Source organism: Tenacibaculum holothuriorum (assembly GCF_002120225.1).
Lineage (GTDB): Bacteria > Bacteroidota > Bacteroidia > Flavobacteriales > Flavobacteriaceae > Polaribacter > Polaribacter holothuriorum.
The window spans coordinates 1-19,090 of sequence record NZ_LAPZ01000009.1 but is presented as its reverse complement, the minus strand read 5'-3'; the positions used below and the strand labels follow the sequence as shown (position 1 = coordinate 19,090).

The following is a 19,090-nucleotide window of genomic DNA, read 5'->3' as shown; positions in this document are numbered from 1 at the left end:
TTCTACATTTGTAGAGCAAATTCTAAACATGTAGAGATGCAATTATCAAAAACCGAGGAACAAGTAATGCAATTGTTATGGAAATTAGAAAAAGCTTTTATGAAAGATTTATTAGCAGAATTTCCTGAACCAAAGCCAGCTACTACAACAGTAGCAACATTGCTTAAAAGAATGAAAGACAAAGGTTTTGTAGATTATAAATTGTATGGAAAATCGAGAGAATATTTTCCGCTAGTTAAAAAATCAGATTATTTTTCTAAACATGTAAACGGATTGATAAAAAACTTTTTTAATAATTCAGCGAGTCAATTTGCTTCATTTTTTACTTCTGAAACAGATTTAACACTTACCGAATTAGAAGACTTAAAAAAATTAATTGATAATCAAATAGAACAACAAAAAAAATGATAACGTATTTATTAAAATCGGCAAGTTGTTTAGCTCTATTACTAGTATTTTATCATTTGGTTTTGGAGAGAGAAAAGATGCACCAATTTAATCGTTTCTATTTATTAGGAAGTATTCTTTTTTCTTTTGTTGCTCCGCTTTATATTATATACATAGAAGTTCCTGTAGAAATAATTGAAACTCCAATTGTAATTAATCAAAATTTCATCGTAGATACTTCAACTCCTGTTGAAACAGCTCTAAATTATTGGGACATTGCCTTAATTATTTCAATAGCTATTTCTACTATTCTGCTTATTCGTTTCGGCTTTAATTTATATAAAATCTATAAAAAAGTAACAGGAAACATTAAAATAAAACTAGACAAAGCTGTATTAGTTTTGGTAGATGATGTCATAAGTCCGCATACATTCTGGAATTATATTTTCATCAATAAACACGAGTACAATTCTCAAAAAATAGAAGACGAATTATTTACACATGAATTAACACATGTTACTCAAAGACATACAGTTGACGTGTTATTAATCGAAGCATTAAAAATTATCTTTTGGTTTAACCCAATATTCTATTTCTTAAAAAAATCAATTCAATTGAATCACGAATTTATTGCTGATGAAAAGGTTATAAATTCTTTTAAAAATATTTCTGAGTATCAATATTTATTACTGAATAAAGCTGCTTGGAACAACGATTATTACTTGGCCAGTAATTTGAATTATTCATTAACAAAAAAACGATTAGTTATGATGACTACTAAAACATCGAAAGTCAATAATTGGCTAAAAAAGTTGGCGGTAATTCCGCTACTTATAGGAAGTGTATTTGTTTTTGCAGAACGTGCCGAAACCTACAAAAAAGTAAATAGTAATGATTTTATAGATGCTGAAGTAACTAAAAATGATTTTGAAACGGAGAATCAAAAAATTGATACTGATTTTTTCAAAGACAAGTCAAACAGCCATACTGAAATTAAGAGTTCTACAATGTCTTCAAGATTGTTAGAAGACATCAATAAAAAACTAAAAAATGTTGATGCTTTAAAATTAAGCATTAGTGAAAACAACAACGACTCTATTCCAACATTAAAAAGAATTGTAAATCGTAAAAAAGGAACGTTTACCTATACGACCAAAGACGGTAAAACAATTACTAAAAAGTTTACTGACTTAACTGAAGAAGAAAAAAAATTAATACCTCCTCCGCCTGCACCAATAGTTTTAAGAGAGAAAACATTAAGTGCTAAATTATTTCAAGAATTAAAAAACTCAAAGAAATATGCAATTTGGATTGACGGGAAAGTTGCTAAGAATGAAATTTTAAATAATTACAAAAACACAGATTTCTACAATTATTCAGGAAGTTTTGTTCATAACAATGCGAGAAGCAAACGCTTTCCCCAAGAATATCAGTACAATTTAAATACAAAAAAGCATATTCTAAAAATAAAAAAACAGTTACCTCCACCTCCTCCACCTGCAAAAAGTAATTTAGACAAATTACCTCCACCTCCTCCTAAAACGGGGTTCTATGAAAACAATGGACAAAAACTTTACTATGTGCAAAAAGGAAAGAAATTCACTTTTTATAATAAATATGGACAAACTGTAACCAAAGAAGGAAAGGTTATAAATCCTGAGCAAACTGCTTCAGATAAAGTTATACCAGATCAAAACATAACTAAAGTATATAAGGATAATAAAATTATAAGTGAGTTTAAAACATCAGGAACTACTCCTCCGCCACCACCAAAGTCTAATTTTCCAGAAATAAAAAAGGGAGATATTACAAATATTCCTCCACCTCCTTTTCCTAAAAATGCTAAAGAATTAATACATGAATATCCTACTGCTCAATTTTACTTTAATGGTAAAAAAGTAAGTCGTAAAAAAGCTCTTCGGTTAGTAAAAAACAAAAGGAGATTAGATATTTTAACCAACATTAAAAGAGATCCAAAAGTTATTAAGTTTAGCACAAGAGATTATGTAAGAAAAGGAGAAAAGTCTAATATTCCTCCTCCACCCAAGAAAGTATCAGACATTGAAGAGGCTGAGGAAATACAAGAAACTCAAATAATGTCTGCTCCAGGAACAATTGAAGTTATTGAAGAAGTACAAGAGACTCCTGAAGAAGTAGTTGAAAAAATTGAGTTAAAAGAAATTAAAGAAGAGATTAAAAAAGATACTGTTCCTTCAACTTCTAAAAAACATATTAAAGTCAAAAATAAAAAAACCACGTACTCTAAAAATGGTGAAGAAAGAGGTTGGTATTACATAAATAAGCAAACATTGTTTTATGTAAAAAAGAATGGAAAAACTCAATATTTTAATCGTTGGGGATATTTAGTAGATAAAAATGGAAAAGTATTAAATCCTAAGAAAAAAGTTAATCAAAAATCTGTATCTATAGATAAGTTTAATGACTTAACTAACGATGAAATCATAGCACTATCTAAAAAAAGTAGTGGTACAAATCCTACTTACTATTTAAATGGAAAATTAATTGAAAAAGAAAAAATCAAGAAGTTAGACCCAAATGACATCGAAAAGTTAAATGTTGTAAAAGACAAGAATGGAAACGGTTCTATCTATATTGTATCAAAAAAATAAAAAATTGTTAAAAGCCTCACTTAGTGAGGCTTTTTTGTAACATTTTTTAAAAGCTATCGTTCTTATAGTATAAGCTTATAAGATGATCAAACAATTTTTTCTCCTATGCTCTGGTGTTGATCAAGATTTAATCAAAGATTGTTCTAACGGAGAGCAAAATAAATATGCTGGCATTGGTGCTACTGTATTTTTTACTGCCTTAATGGCCATCATAGCTTGTAGCTATGCTTTATATACTGTTTTCGACAATATCTATTCATCCATATTTTTTGGTTTATTGTGGGGATTATTAATTTTTAATCTCGATAGGTTTATTGTTTCTACTATCAAAAAAAGAGACTCTAAACGTCAAGAAATTCTTCAAGTAATTCCACGTTTACTTTTAGCAATGATTATTGCTGTAGTAATTTCTAAACCTTTGGAGTTAAAGATTTTTGAAAAGGAGATTAATCAAGTTTTATTAGAAGAGAAAAACCAAATGACGTTGAATAACAAAACTCAAATTGCTCAACAATTTACTCCTGAGATTCAACAATTAAATTCTGAAATCACAACTTTAAAAGAAGAAATCACAGATAAAGAAAACGATGTAAATGCTTTATATGAAACTTATATAGCTGAAGCGGAAGGAAGGAAAGGCACAAAACTTTTGGGCAAAGGACCTGTATACAAAGAAAAAAGAGAAAAACACGATGCTGCTCTCAAAGAATTGAGTGAGTTAAAGGCTGCTAATGCTGAAAAAATAAAAGACAAAGAAGCTTCTATAGTAAAACTTACTGAACAACAAAAAGTAGCCGAGACAAAAACCCAACCAATTATCTCTAACTTTGACGGATTAATGGCACGTGTAAATACACTCAATAAATTACCATGGTTGCCATCATTCTTTATTTTCTTATTGTTTTTAGCCATTGAAACGGCACCTATTTTTGCTAAACTTATTAGTTCTAAAAGTGAATACGATTATAAATTAGAAAATCAAGAGTCGTTAGTTAAAACTTGGATCCAACAACAAGTTCACCAAAGAGAAGCTATTCTACAAACTGACATTGATTTGAATGACAAAATATATTCTGATTTAAAAACTGAAGAAGAAATTTATAATTACAAGCAAAAAATGGCTCGCAATTTACTAAAACTTCAAGCAGATTCTTTTTATAAAAATCAGCAGAAAATTTTATAACTGTTTTATATTTTAATAGGCTTTTCATAAATTGCGTTGCAAAAATTAATTGTTTATGAAAAGTTTAAAAAACTTCATAGCATTATTACTAATAATGTTATCGGGTTTTTCTGTCTCGCAAGAAAAAAATCTAAACACAAGTTTAATTCCTCTAGAACTCAAAGAAAACAGTAATGCTGTTATCAGAAATTATGAGATTAATATTGCTATAAAATCTCAAACCGAGTTAATCGTTAGCGAAAAAAGAATTGTAACAGTATTTAATAAACTAGGCAAAAAGTTTGTCGATGCTTATAAACATTACAACGAAGACACTAAAATATCTAAATTAAAAGCAGTTATTTACAATTCTTATGGTAATAGAATTAAAAAATATTCTAAGGGTGATTTTAATGATGTAAGCGCCATAGATGATGTTTCATTATACTCAGACTCTAGAGTAAAATATTTAGAATACACACCAAAATCGTATCCTTATACTGTTGTATTTGAATCTGAATATAAAAATTCTTCCACAGCTTTTATCCCTCCTTTTTTTCCTGTTGAAGGATATAATTTATCCATAGAAAAAAGTAAATATACAGTTCATAATCCAACAGCTATACCTTTTCGCAAAAGAGAAAAAAACTTAACAAAATTTTCTGTAAAAGATTCTTCTACAGATAACACATTACAGTACTCTATTGAAAATCAAAAAGCAATTAAATACGAGAGGTATTCTATTAATAGTAATGAACTATTCCCTAGTATACACATCTCTTTAAATAACTTTGCTCTAAAGGGAGTAAAGGGAAATGCCTCTAACTGGAAAGATTTTGGAAAGTGGATGTATGACAACTTTATTTTTGGCAGAAACTCTTTACCTCCAGCAACTGTCTCTAAAGTAAAAGAATTAGTTAAAAACATAGAAGATCCGATTGAAAAAGCGAAAATTGTTTATGATTTTGTTCAAAATAAAACAAGATATATCAGTGTACAAATTGATATAGGTGGCTGGATGCCAGAAACTGCTTATAAAGTAGACGAAGTTGGTTATGGAGATTGTAAAGGATTAACCAACTACACCAAAGCTTTATTAGATGCCATTGGTGTTACTTCGTTCTATACAGTTGTTTATGCAGGTAGTAAAAGAAATATTGATAAAGAATTTACATCTATTCAAGGAAATCATGTTATTCTAAACATTCCTAACCAACAAAAAGATATTTGGCTAGAATGCACAAGTCAAAAAGTTCCATTTGGCTTTTTGGGTGATTTTACAGACGATAGAAATGTCTTGGTTATCACTCCTGAAGGCGGAATTATTAAAAGAACTCCTAAGTATTATAGGAATGATAATTCTCAAAGTATAAAAGCCGATATAACTTTAGAAGAAAGCGGGAATGTAAAAGCGACTGTTATAAGAACCTCTAAAGGATTACAATATGATGACAAGTATTATTTAGATGATTTTTCTGAAGAAGAAAAAGAAAAATATTATAAATCTAACACATGGGATTACATTAACAACTTAGAAATTGTTTCTTCTAAAATAAGTAATGATAAAAAGCAAGTAAAACTAACCGAAGATTTAAGTATAACTATTAAAAAATATGCATCAGTAAGAGATAGCAGTTATATTTTTAAAGTAAATTTATTTAATCAGAATAATTATATTCCAAAAAGATATAGAAAAAGGAAAAATGATTTTAAAATAACAACTGGCTTTATTGATAATGATACCCTTTCTTTCAAACTACCTAAAGGATATGGGTTAGAACATTTACCTTCTGAGAAGAAAATTGAAAATGAATTTGGAACTTATCACTTAAAATTCAAAAAAGATACCGACAACAAATTAGTATATGAAAGAATTTATGCTTTAAAAGATGGAATATTTCCTAAAGAAAAATACAAGGCATATAGAAAATTTATAAAAACTGTAACCAAATACGATAATTTAAGAATAGAACTAACTAAAAATCAACTATGAAAAAGCTACTAATATTAACATTACTGTTATTTACTTCGGCATTCTTTTATGCACAAGAAATTAAATTTGGAAAAGTATCAAAAGAAGAATTAGAGGAGAAATTTTATCCATTAGATTCTACTGCAGATGCTGTTTATCTTCTAAAAAAAAGGAGGACTTTCTTTAGATACGATATAAATAATGGTTTTGAAGTTGTTACCGAATATCACGACAGAATTAAAATCTACTCTAAAGAAGGTTTAAAACATGCTCTAAAAAATATAACATATTATAAACCTGAGTCTGGCGAAAAAGAAAAAGTTTACTCAATAAAATCTTATACTTTTAATCTAGAAAATGATAAAATTAAAAGATCTAAACTTACAAGTAAAAATATTTTTGAAGAAAGAATCAGCAAATTCAAATGTCAAAAGAAAATAACTTTTCCTAAAGTAACGGAAAAATCAATTATAGATATTACTTATAAGCATTCTACACCTTTTTGGGAAATTAGAACAATGAATTTTCAACACGAAATTCCAGTTAAGCAGGTTAATTATGTCGCTGAAATACCTGAATATTTTATTTTTAGCTCTAAACCGAGAGGTTATTACAACATTCCATTAACAAAAGCAAAAAAACAAGGTAGTATAAACTGGAACTCAAGAGTTAGAAACTCACAAAGAACATCTATGGGTTCTGTTCTTACTAGCAATGTGTCTAACCATGTAAAAAAGTTTAGTTTAAACGTTTTAACGTATACAGGCTCAAATATCCCTTCTTTAAAAGACAAAGAACCTTATACAGGGAATTTAGATAATTACAGAGCAACTATTGAGTTCGAGCTTTCTGGAACTCAATTTCCAAATTCAATATTTAAAAATTATTCAACAACTTGGAGTGATGTTTGTAAGACAATATATAAATCATCTAATTTTGGAGCAGAATTAGAAAAAACAAGTTATTACAAAGACGATTTAAGTAAAATTTTAACTATTGCCAATAATGATTTTGAAAAGGCAGCTTTAATCTTTCAATTTGTAAAGGCAAAGATAAAGTGGAATGATTATTACGGAAAATATACCGAAAAAGGTGTAAAAAAAGCTTATAAAGAAGGTATAGGTAACGCTGCAGAAATAAACTTAGCACTAACGTCTATGTTGAGGTCTTCGGGATTAAAAGCTAACCCGGTTTTAGTAAGTACAAAAAACAACGGAATTCCATTATACCCAACTAGAGAAGGTTATAATTATGTTATTACCAAAGTTAACTTTTCAACAGGAAAATCAATTTTATTAGACGCTACAGATCAATATTCAATTCCAAACGTTCTTCCAAATAGAGTTTTAAACTGGTATGGTAGAGAAATACATAAAAATGGTTCTTCCAATGAAGTAAAACTAACACCGTCTCACTATTCTAAGGAAAACAACTTACTTCATATAAAAATTGAAGATACTGGAGAGGTTTCTGGTTTATACAGAAAAACACTTACTAATCATTTCGCAAAATCTTATCGTAAAAAAAACAACATTAAAAAAGAAGAAGACATTATTTCATCTATAGAAGAAAAAAATAGTATTGAAATTGATGAGTTTAAAGTTCTAAATAAAACAAACTTATCTAAATCATTAATTCAAAATATTAAGTTTTCAAGTGAAGATTTAGTTGAGGAATTAAATGATAAATTGTACATCTCTCCTTTATTCTTTTTAGCCACTAAAGAAAACCCTTTTAAATCTGAAACAAGAAATTTCCCAATAGATTTCGGAATACCTTGGCAAGAGAAATTTTCTATATCTATAACTATTCCTGAAGGTTATTCTGTTCAAACTTCTCCTAAAGATTTAGCTATTGGTTTACCAGAAAACATGGGCGTTTTTAAATATAAAACCAGTATTCAAAACAATAAAATTAAATTATTAGTAATAACCCAACTGAACACAAACATAATACCTCCAAACTATTATTCAGAACTTAAAGAATTCTACAAACAATTAGTAGAAAAACAAACAGAAAAGATTGTTCTTCGTAAGTTAATTATTAAATAATTTCAAAATAATAATCTAATGCAAATGAAAATAACAAAATTCTTATTATTGCTATTTTTCACTACGTACAGTTTTTCTCAAAATTCTTTCGATTTTAGTCTAGGAAAAACAAAAATCGAAGATTTAAAACTAACTCACTATTCAAAAGATTCCACAACTAAAGCCCTAATTCTAGATGAATTTGGCTACGTTAAGGCAAATACTAATGGTAGCTTCACCAAAGAATATTACACTAAAATTAAAATTTTTGACAAATCCATCATAGATGATGTAGAACTTGAAATCCCTTATTTTGGATCAAATAAAAAACTAGAAATAAAAGCTGTAGTTTATAATCTATCTGATAAAAAAAAGATTATTAAAACAGTTTTAAAAGATGATGATGTTTATGAAATTAAGCAAAATAAATATTTTAAATTAAAGAGTTTTGCTTTGCCCAACATAAGAAATGGTTCTGTTATAGAATATTATTTTAAAACCACATCTTATTCATACGGAGTTTACAACTGGTATTTTCAAAGCTCAATCCCCAAATTAAAAAGTTCATTTTTTGCTAGACTTCCAAATCATATAAAGTTAAACATTCGTCTTATTGGGTACTTATCCCCTTCTTTTAATGAAACAAAGGTTTTAAAAAACTGTATTGGAAAACTAAAATGCATAACCATAGAGTATAAGATGGAAGATATCCCTCCATTTGTAACAGAAAAGTATACTTCAAATAAATACAACTACTTATCTCATTTAACTTTTGAAAAAGAATATGATTATATTTATTTAAAAGGAACAAAAAATCGAGATTGGAGAACTTTAGATAAAAGATTTAAAAAAAATATTGGTTTTCATTTAAATAAATCAAATTTTTATAAGAGAAAACTGCCTGAAAATATCTTAAAAGAATCTAACTCTTTAATTAGAGCTCAAAAAGTCTTTTATTTTATTCAAAAACATTTTTCCTTATCAAATCAAACCTTTGATTATAATACAGCTAAAGCGTATAAAGAACGAAACGGCACACAAAGCCTTATTAATTTATCTTTATACTACGCCCTTAGAGCTGCTAATATAAACGCTAAATTAGTTTTAGCATCTACAAGAGACAACGGTAAAATAACAAAACTTCATGCTACTTTAAATGGATTTAACTATTTTTTGGTTAATGTTCAAATAAAAAACAATAGGCACACTTTAGACGCTAGTAATAAAAATGTTTCATTTGGAATGGTACCCTTTAAATGTTTAAATGGAGAGATAAGAGAGTTTGATTTTATTTTAGGGAGTTCATGGAAAAAAATTCCTCAAATTCCCTCTAGCAAAAACATAAAAATATTTGCAAAATTTGATAATGAGATACTAAAAGGAAAAGTATCGATAAAAAACTCTGGTTATTATGCTTTTTCTAAAAGAGAAAAAATCAAAAACATCACTTTAAAAAACTACATAGAAGGTATTGAAGACAAACATCCTTTTTTAGATATATACAATTTTAAAATTAAAAATGAGAATAATGCAACTGAGTTATTATATGAAAAATTTGATTTTGATTTAGAAATTGAAGATGAAAATAGCATTAAAATCTATCCTCATATTTTTGAAAAACTAGAAGCAAACCCTTTTAAACTTAAACAAAGGCAATATCCTGTTGATTTTGGGTTTAATCAAAACATCAGGTTTATGTTTTCTATTGAAATACCTAAAAAATATAAAATCAAATCGATACCGTCTAAAAGAGTTTTTTCTTTAAAAAATAAAACCGCCTTATATTTATACACAGCTCAGAAGAATAATAACATTGTAACTTTCATATATCAATACAAAGTTAATAAAGCTGTATTTTCTCCTAGTGAATATCTCAATTTAAAAGAGTTTTACAATCAAATTATACATTCACAAAACGTTTATATAGAATTAGAAAAATAACTCCAAAAAATGCTCAACCATAGTTGAGCATTTTTTATAAAACTATCGTATTAGAATTTTTCACTTCACCAATAGTAAACGTACTATGAGTGCTACCAATATGCTTGAGCACGGTAAGTTTATTCACCATAAACTCACGATATTCATCCATATCTTTTACATAAATTTTTAGAATATAATCATACTCTCCACTTACATGAAAACACTCAGTCACTTCTTCTAACTTATTAATTTCTCTTTCAAAAACAGAAATATATTCTTTCGTATGCTTTTCTAATTTTATATGACAAAAAACTAAAAAAGATTTCTCAATCTTATTTTTATTAATTAAAGCCACATAACGTTTAATTACCCCCTCTTTTTCAAGCTTTTTAATTCGCTCATATACAGCAGTAACCGACAAATTCAACTGTAATGACAACTGTTTTGTAGTCTGTTTACTGTTCTCTTGTAAAAGATTAATCAGTTTTTTATCCTTTGCATCTAACTTCATTCTGAAAAATTTTCTGTTATAAAACTATTTCTTAGACTCAAAATTAATTTGAATCTAAGAAACGAATCAAATTTAGACATTCTAACTATATTATATAAAAATGATTGATTTTTTTTCTTATTTATTTCATTTTAGTAGACTTAAAAACAACTAATAAAAACTATTATGGAATTTAAACCAGCTAACAATATTCAAGACTTACAATACTTTGGTGAATTCGGAGGAGTTAACCCTTCAATTTCTGATTCATCGACCTATACTTTCTTACAAGCCAAAACAATGTTCGATACTTTTGAAGGTAACACAGATGGATGCTACTTATACTCTCGTCACACCTCGCCTTCAAACCTATACTTAGCGGAGGCTTTAGCTGCTATGGAAGGAACAGAAAATGCCAATGTAGCTGGATCTGGGATGGGAGCTATCACTCCAACTATTCTACAAATTTGTGGAACTGGAGATCATATTGTATCAAGTAGAACCATTTATGGAGGTACTTATGCTTTCTTAAAGAATTTCACTCCAAGAATGGGAATTGAAACTTCTTTTGTAGATATTACTAAATTAGATGTTGTTGAAGCTAACATTACAGAAAGCACCAAAATGATTTACTGTGAAACTGTGAGTAATCCTTTATTAGAAGTTGCTGACATCAAAGGATTATCAGCTTTGGCAAAAAAATACAATTTGAAATTGGTTGTTGACAATACCTTCTCTCCACTTTCAATTTCTCCAGCTCAACTAGGAGCAGATGTTGTTATTCATAGTTTAACAAAATTCATAAATGGTTCATCAGATACTATGGGTGGAGTTGTTTGTGCAAGTACCGATTTTATCAATTCTCAAAAAAGTGTAATAGATGGAGCAAGTATGTTATTAGGGTCTTCTATGGATTCTTTACGTTCTTCATCTATTTTGAAAAACATGAGAACTCTACATATTCGCATAAAACAACACAGTAAAAATACGGCTTATTTAGCAGAAAAATTTGAAGCTGACGGATTAAAAACCGTGTATCCTGGATTAAAATCACACCCTTCACATGAAATATTCAAATCTATGATGAATAATGAATACGGTTTTGGAGGTATGCTAACTATAGATGCAGGTTCTTTAGAAAAAGCAAACACTTTAATGGAGCTAATGCAGGAGCGTAACTTAGGCTATTTAGCAGTTAGTTTAGGTTTTTATAAAACCTTATTTTCTGCTCCTGGAACTTCGACTTCTTCTGAAATACCAGAAGACGAACAAGCGGAAATGGGATTAACTGATGGTTTAATTCGTTTTTCTATTGGTTTAGATAACGATATAGAACGTACCTACAAAATGATGAAAGAATGTATGAAAGAAGTTGGTGTTTTATAGAACATTAAAAATTGTCTAAAAAGTGGAATACCGTCAATCTGAACTTGTTTCAGATTCTCATAATTATATAAAATTAAGTATGATGAGATTCCGTATCAAGTACGGAATGACAAAGCATGACACTTTTTAGACTTTTTTATATTCCTTTCATTCTTTCTATCAATTCACTGAAAGATTCTGACATCTTTTTTTCATTTTGCATCGAAGGATCTATGTATTGATCCGCTTCCCATCGATCACCTTTCTTTTCTAACTCAAAACTAAATACTGAAGAGTTTTTATCTTTCGCATTAAACAGCGGATATCTCAAATCATTATATCGATAGGTTCCTGCAGAATCTAATTTCATTAAATTATAATATCCATTACTAAACCACGACAAGGTTTTTAAATCACCTTCATTCATGTTTAATAATTCATGATTCTTAGGCAAGGAAATAAAATCTTTAATCTTATTCTCTTTGTCGAAAATTGAGTAAAACCCAACCTTATAATCGTCTTTAGTTTCTGCAATTCCATACCACAAAACATTATTTAAAATAGTTGGTTGCGCACTAAATCTTGAAAATTCAATTCCCGATTTTTCAAACGATTCTTTAAACACAGAATCAACATAGAATTTATTCCCTATAGTAAGTAACATATAAACTGAGCTAATCGTAATTCCTGTCCAATTCCAAAAAGCACGTTTTTTATTCTTTCTATTAAAAAACATTGCTACAATTACACATAATAAAAAAGGTAACGTATAAAGAGGGTCAGCTACTGAAATATTATTAAACGCAACTCGATAATCGGAAAATGGCAAAAAAAGTTGCGTTCCATAAGGAGTAAAACTATCTAAGGTAGGATGCGTAAATATGGATAAAAAGAATAACCAAATCCAATCTTTTAATGTTGTTGTCCCTTTTCGTTTTCCTGAATCGTACAATTTAAAGACTAAATAAGCTATGGCAACTGATCCGAAAATTGAAAAAACAATAGAGTGCATAAAACCTCTATGAAATGCCAATTGATCTATAGAATTACTATAAAACAAATTACCAAGAATCACATCTAAATCGGGTATCGTACCGCCAATGGCTCCAAAAAGCATTGCTTTATTACCTATTTTCTTTCCTAAAGCTACTTCGCCACAAGCGGCTCCTAAAACAATTTGAGTTAATGAATCCATAATTTAGAGTCTTCAAAAAATTATGCTAACTTAAATAAATTAAGCAGAATATCAAGCAGACAAACTAAATGAAATTTGCATAAGAATCGCTAAAATTGTAACATTACAGTTCGAAAACAACTACACAATGCAAGACGATAAAAACTTATCTGAAATTCAAATAGAAGATCAAAAAATAATACAAAATAAAGAGCTTAATATCTGGGAAGCTTTAATTCCTGTTATAGCCTTAATAGTAATGTTAGCTTACAATGTTTACATCTTTGGTGATGATGCATTGAGTGGTAGCAATCAGTTTGTTTTAATTTTAGGAGGAGCAGTTGCTGCAATTGTAGGTTTTAAAAATAAGGTTTCTTATAAAGTAATGATTGAAGAAGTTGCTGAGAATATTAAATCTACAGCTGGTGCAATTTTAATTTTATTAATGGTTGGGGCATTAGCAGGTACCTGGCTTATTAGCGGAATAATTCCCTCTATGATTTATTATGGTTTACAAATTTTAAACCCTACAATATTTTTAGCTGCTTGTTTAATTATTTGTGCTGTAATTTCTATTGCTACCGGAAGCTCATGGACAACAGCAGCAACAGTTGGTATCGCTTTAATTGGTATTGGAGAAGCTTTAGGAATATCACTAGGAATGACAGCAGGTGCTGTTTTATCAGGAGCATATTTTGGAGATAAAATGTCCCCAATGTCAGACACTACAAATTTAGCTCCTGCAATGGCAGGAACTGATTTATTTACACACATAAGGTATATGGCTTATACTACTGTACCTACAATAATTGTAACTCTTATCGTATTTATAATTCTTGGTTTTACTCAAAATGCTACCGGTAATGCAGACACACAACAAATGATTACCGACATTAATAAAGCCTTTAATATATCACCACTTTTATTCTTGGTTCCTATTATTGTTGTTATCCTTATTATGAAGAAAACACCTCCTTTAATCGCCCTTTTAGCAGGAACAATTTTAGGTGGAATTTTTGCTTTAATTTTCCAACCTCAAGTTGTAGCTCAAATAGCTGGTGTTGACAAATTAGACTTCAATTCAGCCTATAAAGGAATAATGACAGCTATTACAGTAAAAACTTCTGTAGCTACCGAAAATGAAGTTTTAAAAGATTTATTTACCGCGGGCGGAATGGCAAAAATGCTAGGTACAATATGGTTAATTCTTTGTGCTATGATTTTTGGTGGAGTTATGGATGCTATTGGTGCTTTAGCGAAAATTAGTAGTTTCTTACTAAACCTATTCGATTCTGTTTTTGGTCTTTTCGCAAGTACTGTTGCTACCTGTATTGGATTAAATTTCACTGCTTCAGATCAATATTTAGCATTAGTTGTTCCTGGAAAAATGTATGCTAAAGCTTATAAAGATAAAGGTTTAGCACCTGAAAACTTAAGTAGAACATTAGAAGATTCTGGTACAGTAACATCTGTATTAATTCCTTGGAATACGTGCGGAGCTTATCATTCAGGAGTTTTAGGAGTTCCTGTTGTAGATTACGCTTTCTATGCTATTTTTAACTGGTTAAGTCCGTTTATGACATTATTATTTGCTGCTTTTAGAATTAAAATCAAGCAATTAACAACAAAATAATTTTCAAGAGCCTCGTTTTTAACGAGGTTTTTTTTATTTCAATTATGATTACAAAAGCAACTATTAAAGACACAACCAAACTTACTCAAATAGCCTTAGAATCGAAAGCCTATTGGGGATACTCAAACGATTTAATAGAAAGTTGGGAAGAAGATTTAACTGTTACTTCTAAAATGATTAGAGAAATGGAAGTTTTTAAGTTTGTTGAATCCGAAATTATTGCAGGCTTTTATATTCTGAATACCCATAAAATTGAAAATAAAAATATTGAGTTAGAATTTCTATTTCTTCACCCAAATTTCATTGGAAAAGGTATTGGCAAACAACTTTTACACCATGCTTTTACTGAAGCTAAAAAATTAGGAAACAAATCCATGACTTTGTTAGCAGACCCGAATGCTGAGGATTTTTATAAAAGTCAAGGCTTTGCTGTTATTAACAAAAAAGAAAGCTCAATGAAAGATCGATTTTTACCTATTATGAAAATTGAGTTTAGTCAACCTAACTAGTAGCATTATATAAACCAATTCCAAACTACACCAAAACGAAACGACATATCTCTATATGGATACGTTGGTGCTGATAAATAATCCTTTTTTAAGAAAGTTGAACTTAAATTTTCTATCTTAAAATATATTCGTGTTCTTCTTACTTGTCCGTTAAAGAAAACATCTAACATTGGATATCCTATATCTGTAGTATTTTGCAAGGTAAATTCTCCTAATAACGGATTATAAGCATTTGCTTTATATTTACTAAAGTACTTAAACGTAGCTCCAATCTGTACCATTAACGGATTTCCTTTAAACCAATAATCGGTATAATAAAGTGTGTTTCTAGTAACAAATTCGGGCACTCTAAAAATAGAACTTCCACTACTCACATTTTGATACATTAATGTATTATCTAGAGCAAATTTTCCGAATTTAAATTCTCTTCCTATTTTTAATTTCAAGTAATTAATTGCAGTTGAAGCTTGCCTTGGAGCATTATTTTCATCAAAATAAACATACTCTCCAATATTGGTTATCGATAAGCTTGCATTCCCCCATTTAGATAAAAATTCTCCACCTAAACTTCTAATTTCAGTATTTTCAAAACTTGTTTGCCAATTGTAGTTGTAATAATTACTTTGATATAATGAATAGTTAAAATTTGGTGCTTTAGAACTTATATTAGCATACGCTTTTACAGTAAACAAACTGTCTTTTTTGTATAAAGCTTCTCCATGAAAATTATTTCCTGCTAACCTACCACTTCCTGGAATAATGGTTGCTTTTGCATTTAATTGAAACTTGTTGATTTTAGCATTCCACCTAGCTCCAAAATACGCAGCGTCTCCCTTTAATTCATTATTCACTACCGGATTTTGTGCAGAAACACTTGGATTAACTCTAGTGTCATATCCATAATTATAATTTACTGCTCCTATTAAGGCTCTAAATCGACCTAAAATGTATTTTGAATTAAAATCTAAAAATAATTGATTGTTATACAACAAATATCTTGTTTTGGTATTTATATTAGAAGCTGTGTTTGCTCCACCAAAAAAATCTGTATTTAAAGTAGGCTGAATAAATCTAAAAAATTTAGATTCTCTTGTAAAATTATGACCTATTTTAAGGTTAGAAAAATCTTTTTGATTTAAACTATCTTTAGACGATAAAAGCTTAAAAGTTTGCTCAAAATAAATTCTTTTTCCTTCTAAGAGACTTTCAGCGTTTTCTAAATTAACATCTAACTGCCCTCTGTTATTACTAAAGTTAGGATCATCATTTAAAAAAGCTTCTAAAGAAGTAGTTGTTAATCCACCACTTTCTTGATTACTAAAATCTTGGTTTACAAAATGTCCTTTAATTGCATATTGTCCTTTAAGAGTTTCATAATGATAACTCAATCTAAAATTACCTGTACTAGACAATGAATTTCGGTAAGCACCTATAGACCTCAAACCTTTATAAGCAATTCCTACGTTGAATCTTTTAGAAAAATTCACAGTAAATAAAGCATCTAAAACCTGCCCTTGCTCTATTCCCGTTCTATACATTATCTCTGTAGTTGGTGTAGGAACTTCGTAGTATTTTACTTTATTAATATCAATAAAACCAAACTGCTTTCCACTAAAACCTATATCTGGAAATAATGATGTTTCGTTAAAATCATACCCTAATCTATTAAAAGCTTGTCCTTGGTTATGAAAAGCTAACAATTCAAAATTATCTTTTCTTAAAAAGTTAAATTTGTATTCTTTTTGAATAGTAAGCGTAGTATCAATATACGTAGTATCTAACTTATGTGAAATTATTTTATAATCTGTCCACTTAGTTTTACCATTAAGTTTAACCCTTATCTCTTCTTCAACATTTAGAGAATCTAATCCTGAAGTAGTCCTAGGGATCTTCCCTATACTTCCATCTACGGTTCTTATTTGTCCATGAGAGTGATAAACTAAAAATAACCAAACAATAAAAGCTAAACATTTCCTAACCATAACAGCAAAAGTAAAATAATAAAACGAAAAAAAGTATCAATAATTTCTTTGAAAACTGTTAATTTGTAGCATGTTGAAATTAAATTATAGTGGAAAAGTTTTAGAAGCAGGAACCGATGAAGCTGGTAGAGGTTGTTTATCGGGACCAGTAGTTGCTGCTGCTGTAATTTTACCAGAAGATTTTGAACATGAATTCTTAAATGATTCTAAACAGTTAACAGAAAAAAAACGCAGAGAACTTCGTCCGTTTATAGAAAAAAACGCTTTAAGTTACGCTATAGCTTTTTTAGATCAAAGTGAAGTAGATGAACTAAATGTATTACAAGCTTCAATTACTGGGATGCATCGCTCTATAGCCGATTTAGAACCACAGCCTGAGTTTATTATTATTGATGGTAATAAATTCAAACCTTATAAAGATGTCCCTCATCAAACCATAGTTAAAGGAGACGCTAAATATATGAGTATAGCTGCAGCATCTGTCCTTGCAAAAACATATAGAGATGAATATATGGAAAAAATTCATCAAGAATATCCAGCATATAACTGGAAAAAAAATAAAGGTTACCCTACTAAAGAACATCGAGAAGCTATTCGTACACATGGCGCTACGCCTTATCACAGAAAATCATTCAAATTATTGCCAGAGCAACTAAAACTAAAATTATAGAATTGTCTATTTTTGCGTTCATTAATTCAACAAAAATGATTAAAAGAACTAGAGCAGAAATTACCAAATGTATCATTCATAAGGTTGCGAACAAATACAATAGCGGACAAAATGCTTTTTCAGAAAGTTTAGTACGTTTCGATGAAGAAAGCTACGAACTTTTACTTCCTTTTTTACTAAAACCATTTGGTGGTGTTACGCAAAGTTATCGTTTTAATCATCATGCTGATATTGATTTAAACGAAATCAATAAATACACTAAAGATATTTTTGAAAATGAAAATTCGTTTATCGAGCATTCTAAAAATGTAGTAAATCATTTATACGAACAATCTAACTCTGCTCAAATAAAAACAGGAGACGTATTAGTTGTTTTTTTAGAAGGAATTGAGTTTAGAGATGTATTAGTTGAAGCTGTAGGAATCTTTAAAATTGAAAGCAAAGTAGACTTCTTTCAAACCTATTTAGATGATGACAGTTATGATGTTGTTGTTCAAAAAGGAATTTCTACCAAAAGACTAGACAAAGGATGTTTAATATTAAATTCAACTGATGTTGAAGGCCCTGTAGTTCTTTCTATAGACAACAACAACTACGATGCACAATATTGGATTAAGAATTTCTTAAACGTAAAATATGCCGACGACAGAAACTTACATACTCAAAACTATTTAGAGTTATGTAAAGAGTTTTCTGAAGAAGTTATAAAACCTGAGTTTGGTAAACAAGAACAAAGTAGTTTTTTAGCAAATACAGTAGATTATTTTAAAGAGCACGAAAGTGTAGATTATCACAATTTTAAAGATGAAATTTTCGCAGAAGACAAGCGTAAAGATTTGTTTGAAGACTATAAAGGTCATTTCGAAAAATTAAATGATATCTTAATCCGTAATAACTTTGAGGTGTCTGATGCGGTTTTGAAAAAAGAAAAATCGAAGTTTAAAACAGAGATTAAACTAGACACCAACATTCAAATAAAGATTGACGTTGATGCCCCGGATGCTCCATCAGAATATTTAGAAAAGGGCTACGACGAGGATAAAAAGATGAAATTTTACAAAGTATACTTTAATGCAGAAAAATAATTGAAAAAAGTTTTTGTAAAATTGAAAAACCGTTATATATTTGCACTCGCTTAACGCAACGGTCTGGTAGTTCAGCTG

14 protein-coding genes are annotated in these 19,090 nt (G+C 29.1%); 11 read left to right on the top strand and 3 right to left on the bottom strand.

Features of this window, described 5'->3' with window-relative positions; translation table 11 throughout:
- Positions 1-36 precede the first annotated feature (36 nt).
- The 6 genes from WH52_RS10595 (at position 37) to WH52_RS10570 (ending at position 10,122) form a co-directional block, all read left to right on the top strand.
- Positions 37-408, top strand: coding sequence for a BlaI/MecI/CopY family transcriptional regulator (locus WH52_RS10595; RefSeq protein ID WP_086030929.1), 372 nt, complete (start codon positions 37-39; stop codon positions 406-408).
- Complete coding sequence (locus WH52_RS10590; RefSeq protein WP_086030928.1) at positions 405-3,017, top strand: M56 family metallopeptidase; 2,613 nt, start codon at positions 405-407, stop codon at positions 3,015-3,017. The genes WH52_RS10595 and WH52_RS10590 overlap by 4 nt, the downstream gene beginning before the upstream one ends.
- A gap of 82 nt (positions 3,018-3,099) precedes the next feature.
- On the top strand, positions 3,100-4,200 hold the full coding sequence (locus WH52_RS10585) for a DUF4407 domain-containing protein (RefSeq protein ID WP_086030927.1): 1,101 nt from the start codon (positions 3,100-3,102) through the stop codon (positions 4,198-4,200).
- A gap of 55 nt (positions 4,201-4,255) precedes the next feature.
- Positions 4,256-6,172 (top strand): DUF3857 domain-containing protein, encoded by a 1,917-nt coding sequence (locus tag WH52_RS10580; protein WP_086030926.1) that lies wholly within the window; start codon positions 4,256-4,258, stop codon positions 6,170-6,172.
- Positions 6,169-8,202: a transglutaminase domain-containing protein gene (locus WH52_RS10575; RefSeq protein ID WP_086030925.1), complete on the top strand. Its 2,034-nt coding sequence runs from the start codon at positions 6,169-6,171 to the stop codon at positions 8,200-8,202. Before WH52_RS10580 ends, WH52_RS10575 begins: the two co-directional genes overlap by 4 nt.
- 18 nt (positions 8,203-8,220) lie before the next feature.
- Complete coding sequence (locus WH52_RS10570) at positions 8,221-10,122, top strand: DUF3857 domain-containing protein (RefSeq protein ID WP_086030924.1); 1,902 nt, start codon at positions 8,221-8,223, stop codon at positions 10,120-10,122.
- A 34-nt stretch (positions 10,123-10,156) separates the two neighbouring features.
- On the opposite strand, the gene WH52_RS10565 is transcribed toward WH52_RS10570, so the two are convergent.
- A complete protein-coding gene (locus tag WH52_RS10565) occupies positions 10,157-10,615 on the bottom strand; it encodes an Lrp/AsnC family transcriptional regulator (RefSeq protein ID WP_086030923.1) in 459 nt (152 codons plus the stop codon).
- A gap of 165 nt (positions 10,616-10,780) precedes the next feature.
- On the opposite strand from WH52_RS10565, the gene WH52_RS10560 reads away from it, so the two are divergent.
- Positions 10,781-11,980 carry an aminotransferase class I/II-fold pyridoxal phosphate-dependent enzyme gene (locus WH52_RS10560; protein ID WP_086030922.1) on the top strand — a complete coding sequence of 400 codons (1,200 nt, stop codon included), beginning with the start codon at positions 10,781-10,783 and terminating at the stop codon, positions 11,978-11,980.
- A 136-nt stretch (positions 11,981-12,116) separates the two neighbouring features.
- Here the strand turns inward: WH52_RS10560 and WH52_RS10555 are convergent, their stop codons facing one another.
- On the bottom strand, positions 12,117-13,154 hold the full coding sequence (locus WH52_RS10555) for a metal-dependent hydrolase (RefSeq protein WP_086030921.1): 1,038 nt from the start codon (positions 13,152-13,154) through the stop codon (positions 12,117-12,119).
- A 127-nt stretch (positions 13,155-13,281) separates the two neighbouring features.
- On the opposite strand from WH52_RS10555, the gene nhaC reads away from it, so the two are divergent.
- Both nhaC and WH52_RS10545 read left to right on the top strand, forming a co-directional pair.
- The gene (gene nhaC / locus WH52_RS10550; RefSeq protein WP_086030920.1) at positions 13,282-14,766 is read left to right on the top strand and encodes a Na+/H+ antiporter NhaC; all 1,485 of its coding nucleotides are present in this window, start codon (positions 13,282-13,284) and stop codon (positions 14,764-14,766) included.
- 44 nt (positions 14,767-14,810) lie between these two features.
- Complete coding sequence (locus WH52_RS10545) at positions 14,811-15,275, top strand: GNAT family N-acetyltransferase (RefSeq protein ID WP_086030919.1); 465 nt, start codon at positions 14,811-14,813, stop codon at positions 15,273-15,275.
- Positions 15,276-15,280: 5 nt separating this feature from the next.
- Here the strand turns inward: WH52_RS10545 and WH52_RS10540 are convergent, their stop codons facing one another.
- On the bottom strand, positions 15,281-17,257 hold the full coding sequence (locus WH52_RS10540; RefSeq protein ID WP_086030918.1) for a putative porin: 1,977 nt from the start codon (positions 17,255-17,257) through the stop codon (positions 15,281-15,283).
- A gap of 70 nt (positions 17,258-17,327) precedes the next feature.
- Here WH52_RS10540 and WH52_RS10535 point away from each other — a divergent pair, with 70 nt between their 5' ends.
- Positions 17,328-17,927, top strand: a complete 600-nt coding sequence (locus WH52_RS10535; RefSeq protein ID WP_086030917.1) for a ribonuclease HII — start codon at positions 17,328-17,330, stop codon at positions 17,925-17,927.
- Between the two features lie 35 nt (positions 17,928-17,962).
- Positions 17,963-19,012 (top strand): nucleoid-associated protein, encoded by a 1,050-nt coding sequence (locus WH52_RS10530; protein ID WP_086030916.1) that lies wholly within the window; start codon positions 17,963-17,965, stop codon positions 19,010-19,012.
- The last annotated feature ends 78 nt before the right edge of the window (positions 19,013-19,090 follow it).

Bases quoted from the DNA above. Each gene is read 5' to 3' on its own strand.
- WH52_RS10595 (WP_086030929.1), top strand. From the start codon at position 37: ATGCAATTATCAAAAACCGAGGAACAAGTAATGCAATTGTTATGGAAA.
- WH52_RS10590 (WP_086030928.1), top strand. From the start codon at position 405: ATGATAACGTATTTATTAAAATCGGCAAGTTGTTTAGCTCTATTACTA.
- WH52_RS10585 (WP_086030927.1), top strand. From the start codon at position 3,100: ATGATCAAACAATTTTTTCTCCTATGCTCTGGTGTTGATCAAGATTTA.
- WH52_RS10580 (WP_086030926.1), top strand. From the start codon at position 4,256: ATGAAAAGTTTAAAAAACTTCATAGCATTATTACTAATAATGTTATCG.
- WH52_RS10575 (WP_086030925.1), top strand. From the start codon at position 6,169: ATGAAAAAGCTACTAATATTAACATTACTGTTATTTACTTCGGCATTC.
- WH52_RS10570 (WP_086030924.1), top strand. From the start codon at position 8,221: ATGCAAATGAAAATAACAAAATTCTTATTATTGCTATTTTTCACTACG.
- WH52_RS10565 (WP_086030923.1), bottom strand. From the start codon at position 10,615: ATGAAGTTAGATGCAAAGGATAAAAAACTGATTAATCTTTTACAAGAG.
- WH52_RS10560 (WP_086030922.1), top strand. From the start codon at position 10,781: ATGGAATTTAAACCAGCTAACAATATTCAAGACTTACAATACTTTGGT.
- WH52_RS10555 (WP_086030921.1), bottom strand. From the start codon at position 13,154: ATGGATTCATTAACTCAAATTGTTTTAGGAGCCGCTTGTGGCGAAGTA.
- nhaC (WP_086030920.1), top strand. From the start codon at position 13,282: ATGCAAGACGATAAAAACTTATCTGAAATTCAAATAGAAGATCAAAAA.
- WH52_RS10545 (WP_086030919.1), top strand. From the start codon at position 14,811: ATGATTACAAAAGCAACTATTAAAGACACAACCAAACTTACTCAAATA.
- WH52_RS10540 (WP_086030918.1), bottom strand. From the start codon at position 17,257: ATGGTTAGGAAATGTTTAGCTTTTATTGTTTGGTTATTTTTAGTTTAT.
- WH52_RS10535 (WP_086030917.1), top strand. From the start codon at position 17,328: ATGTTGAAATTAAATTATAGTGGAAAAGTTTTAGAAGCAGGAACCGAT.
- WH52_RS10530 (WP_086030916.1), top strand. From the start codon at position 17,963: ATGATTAAAAGAACTAGAGCAGAAATTACCAAATGTATCATTCATAAG.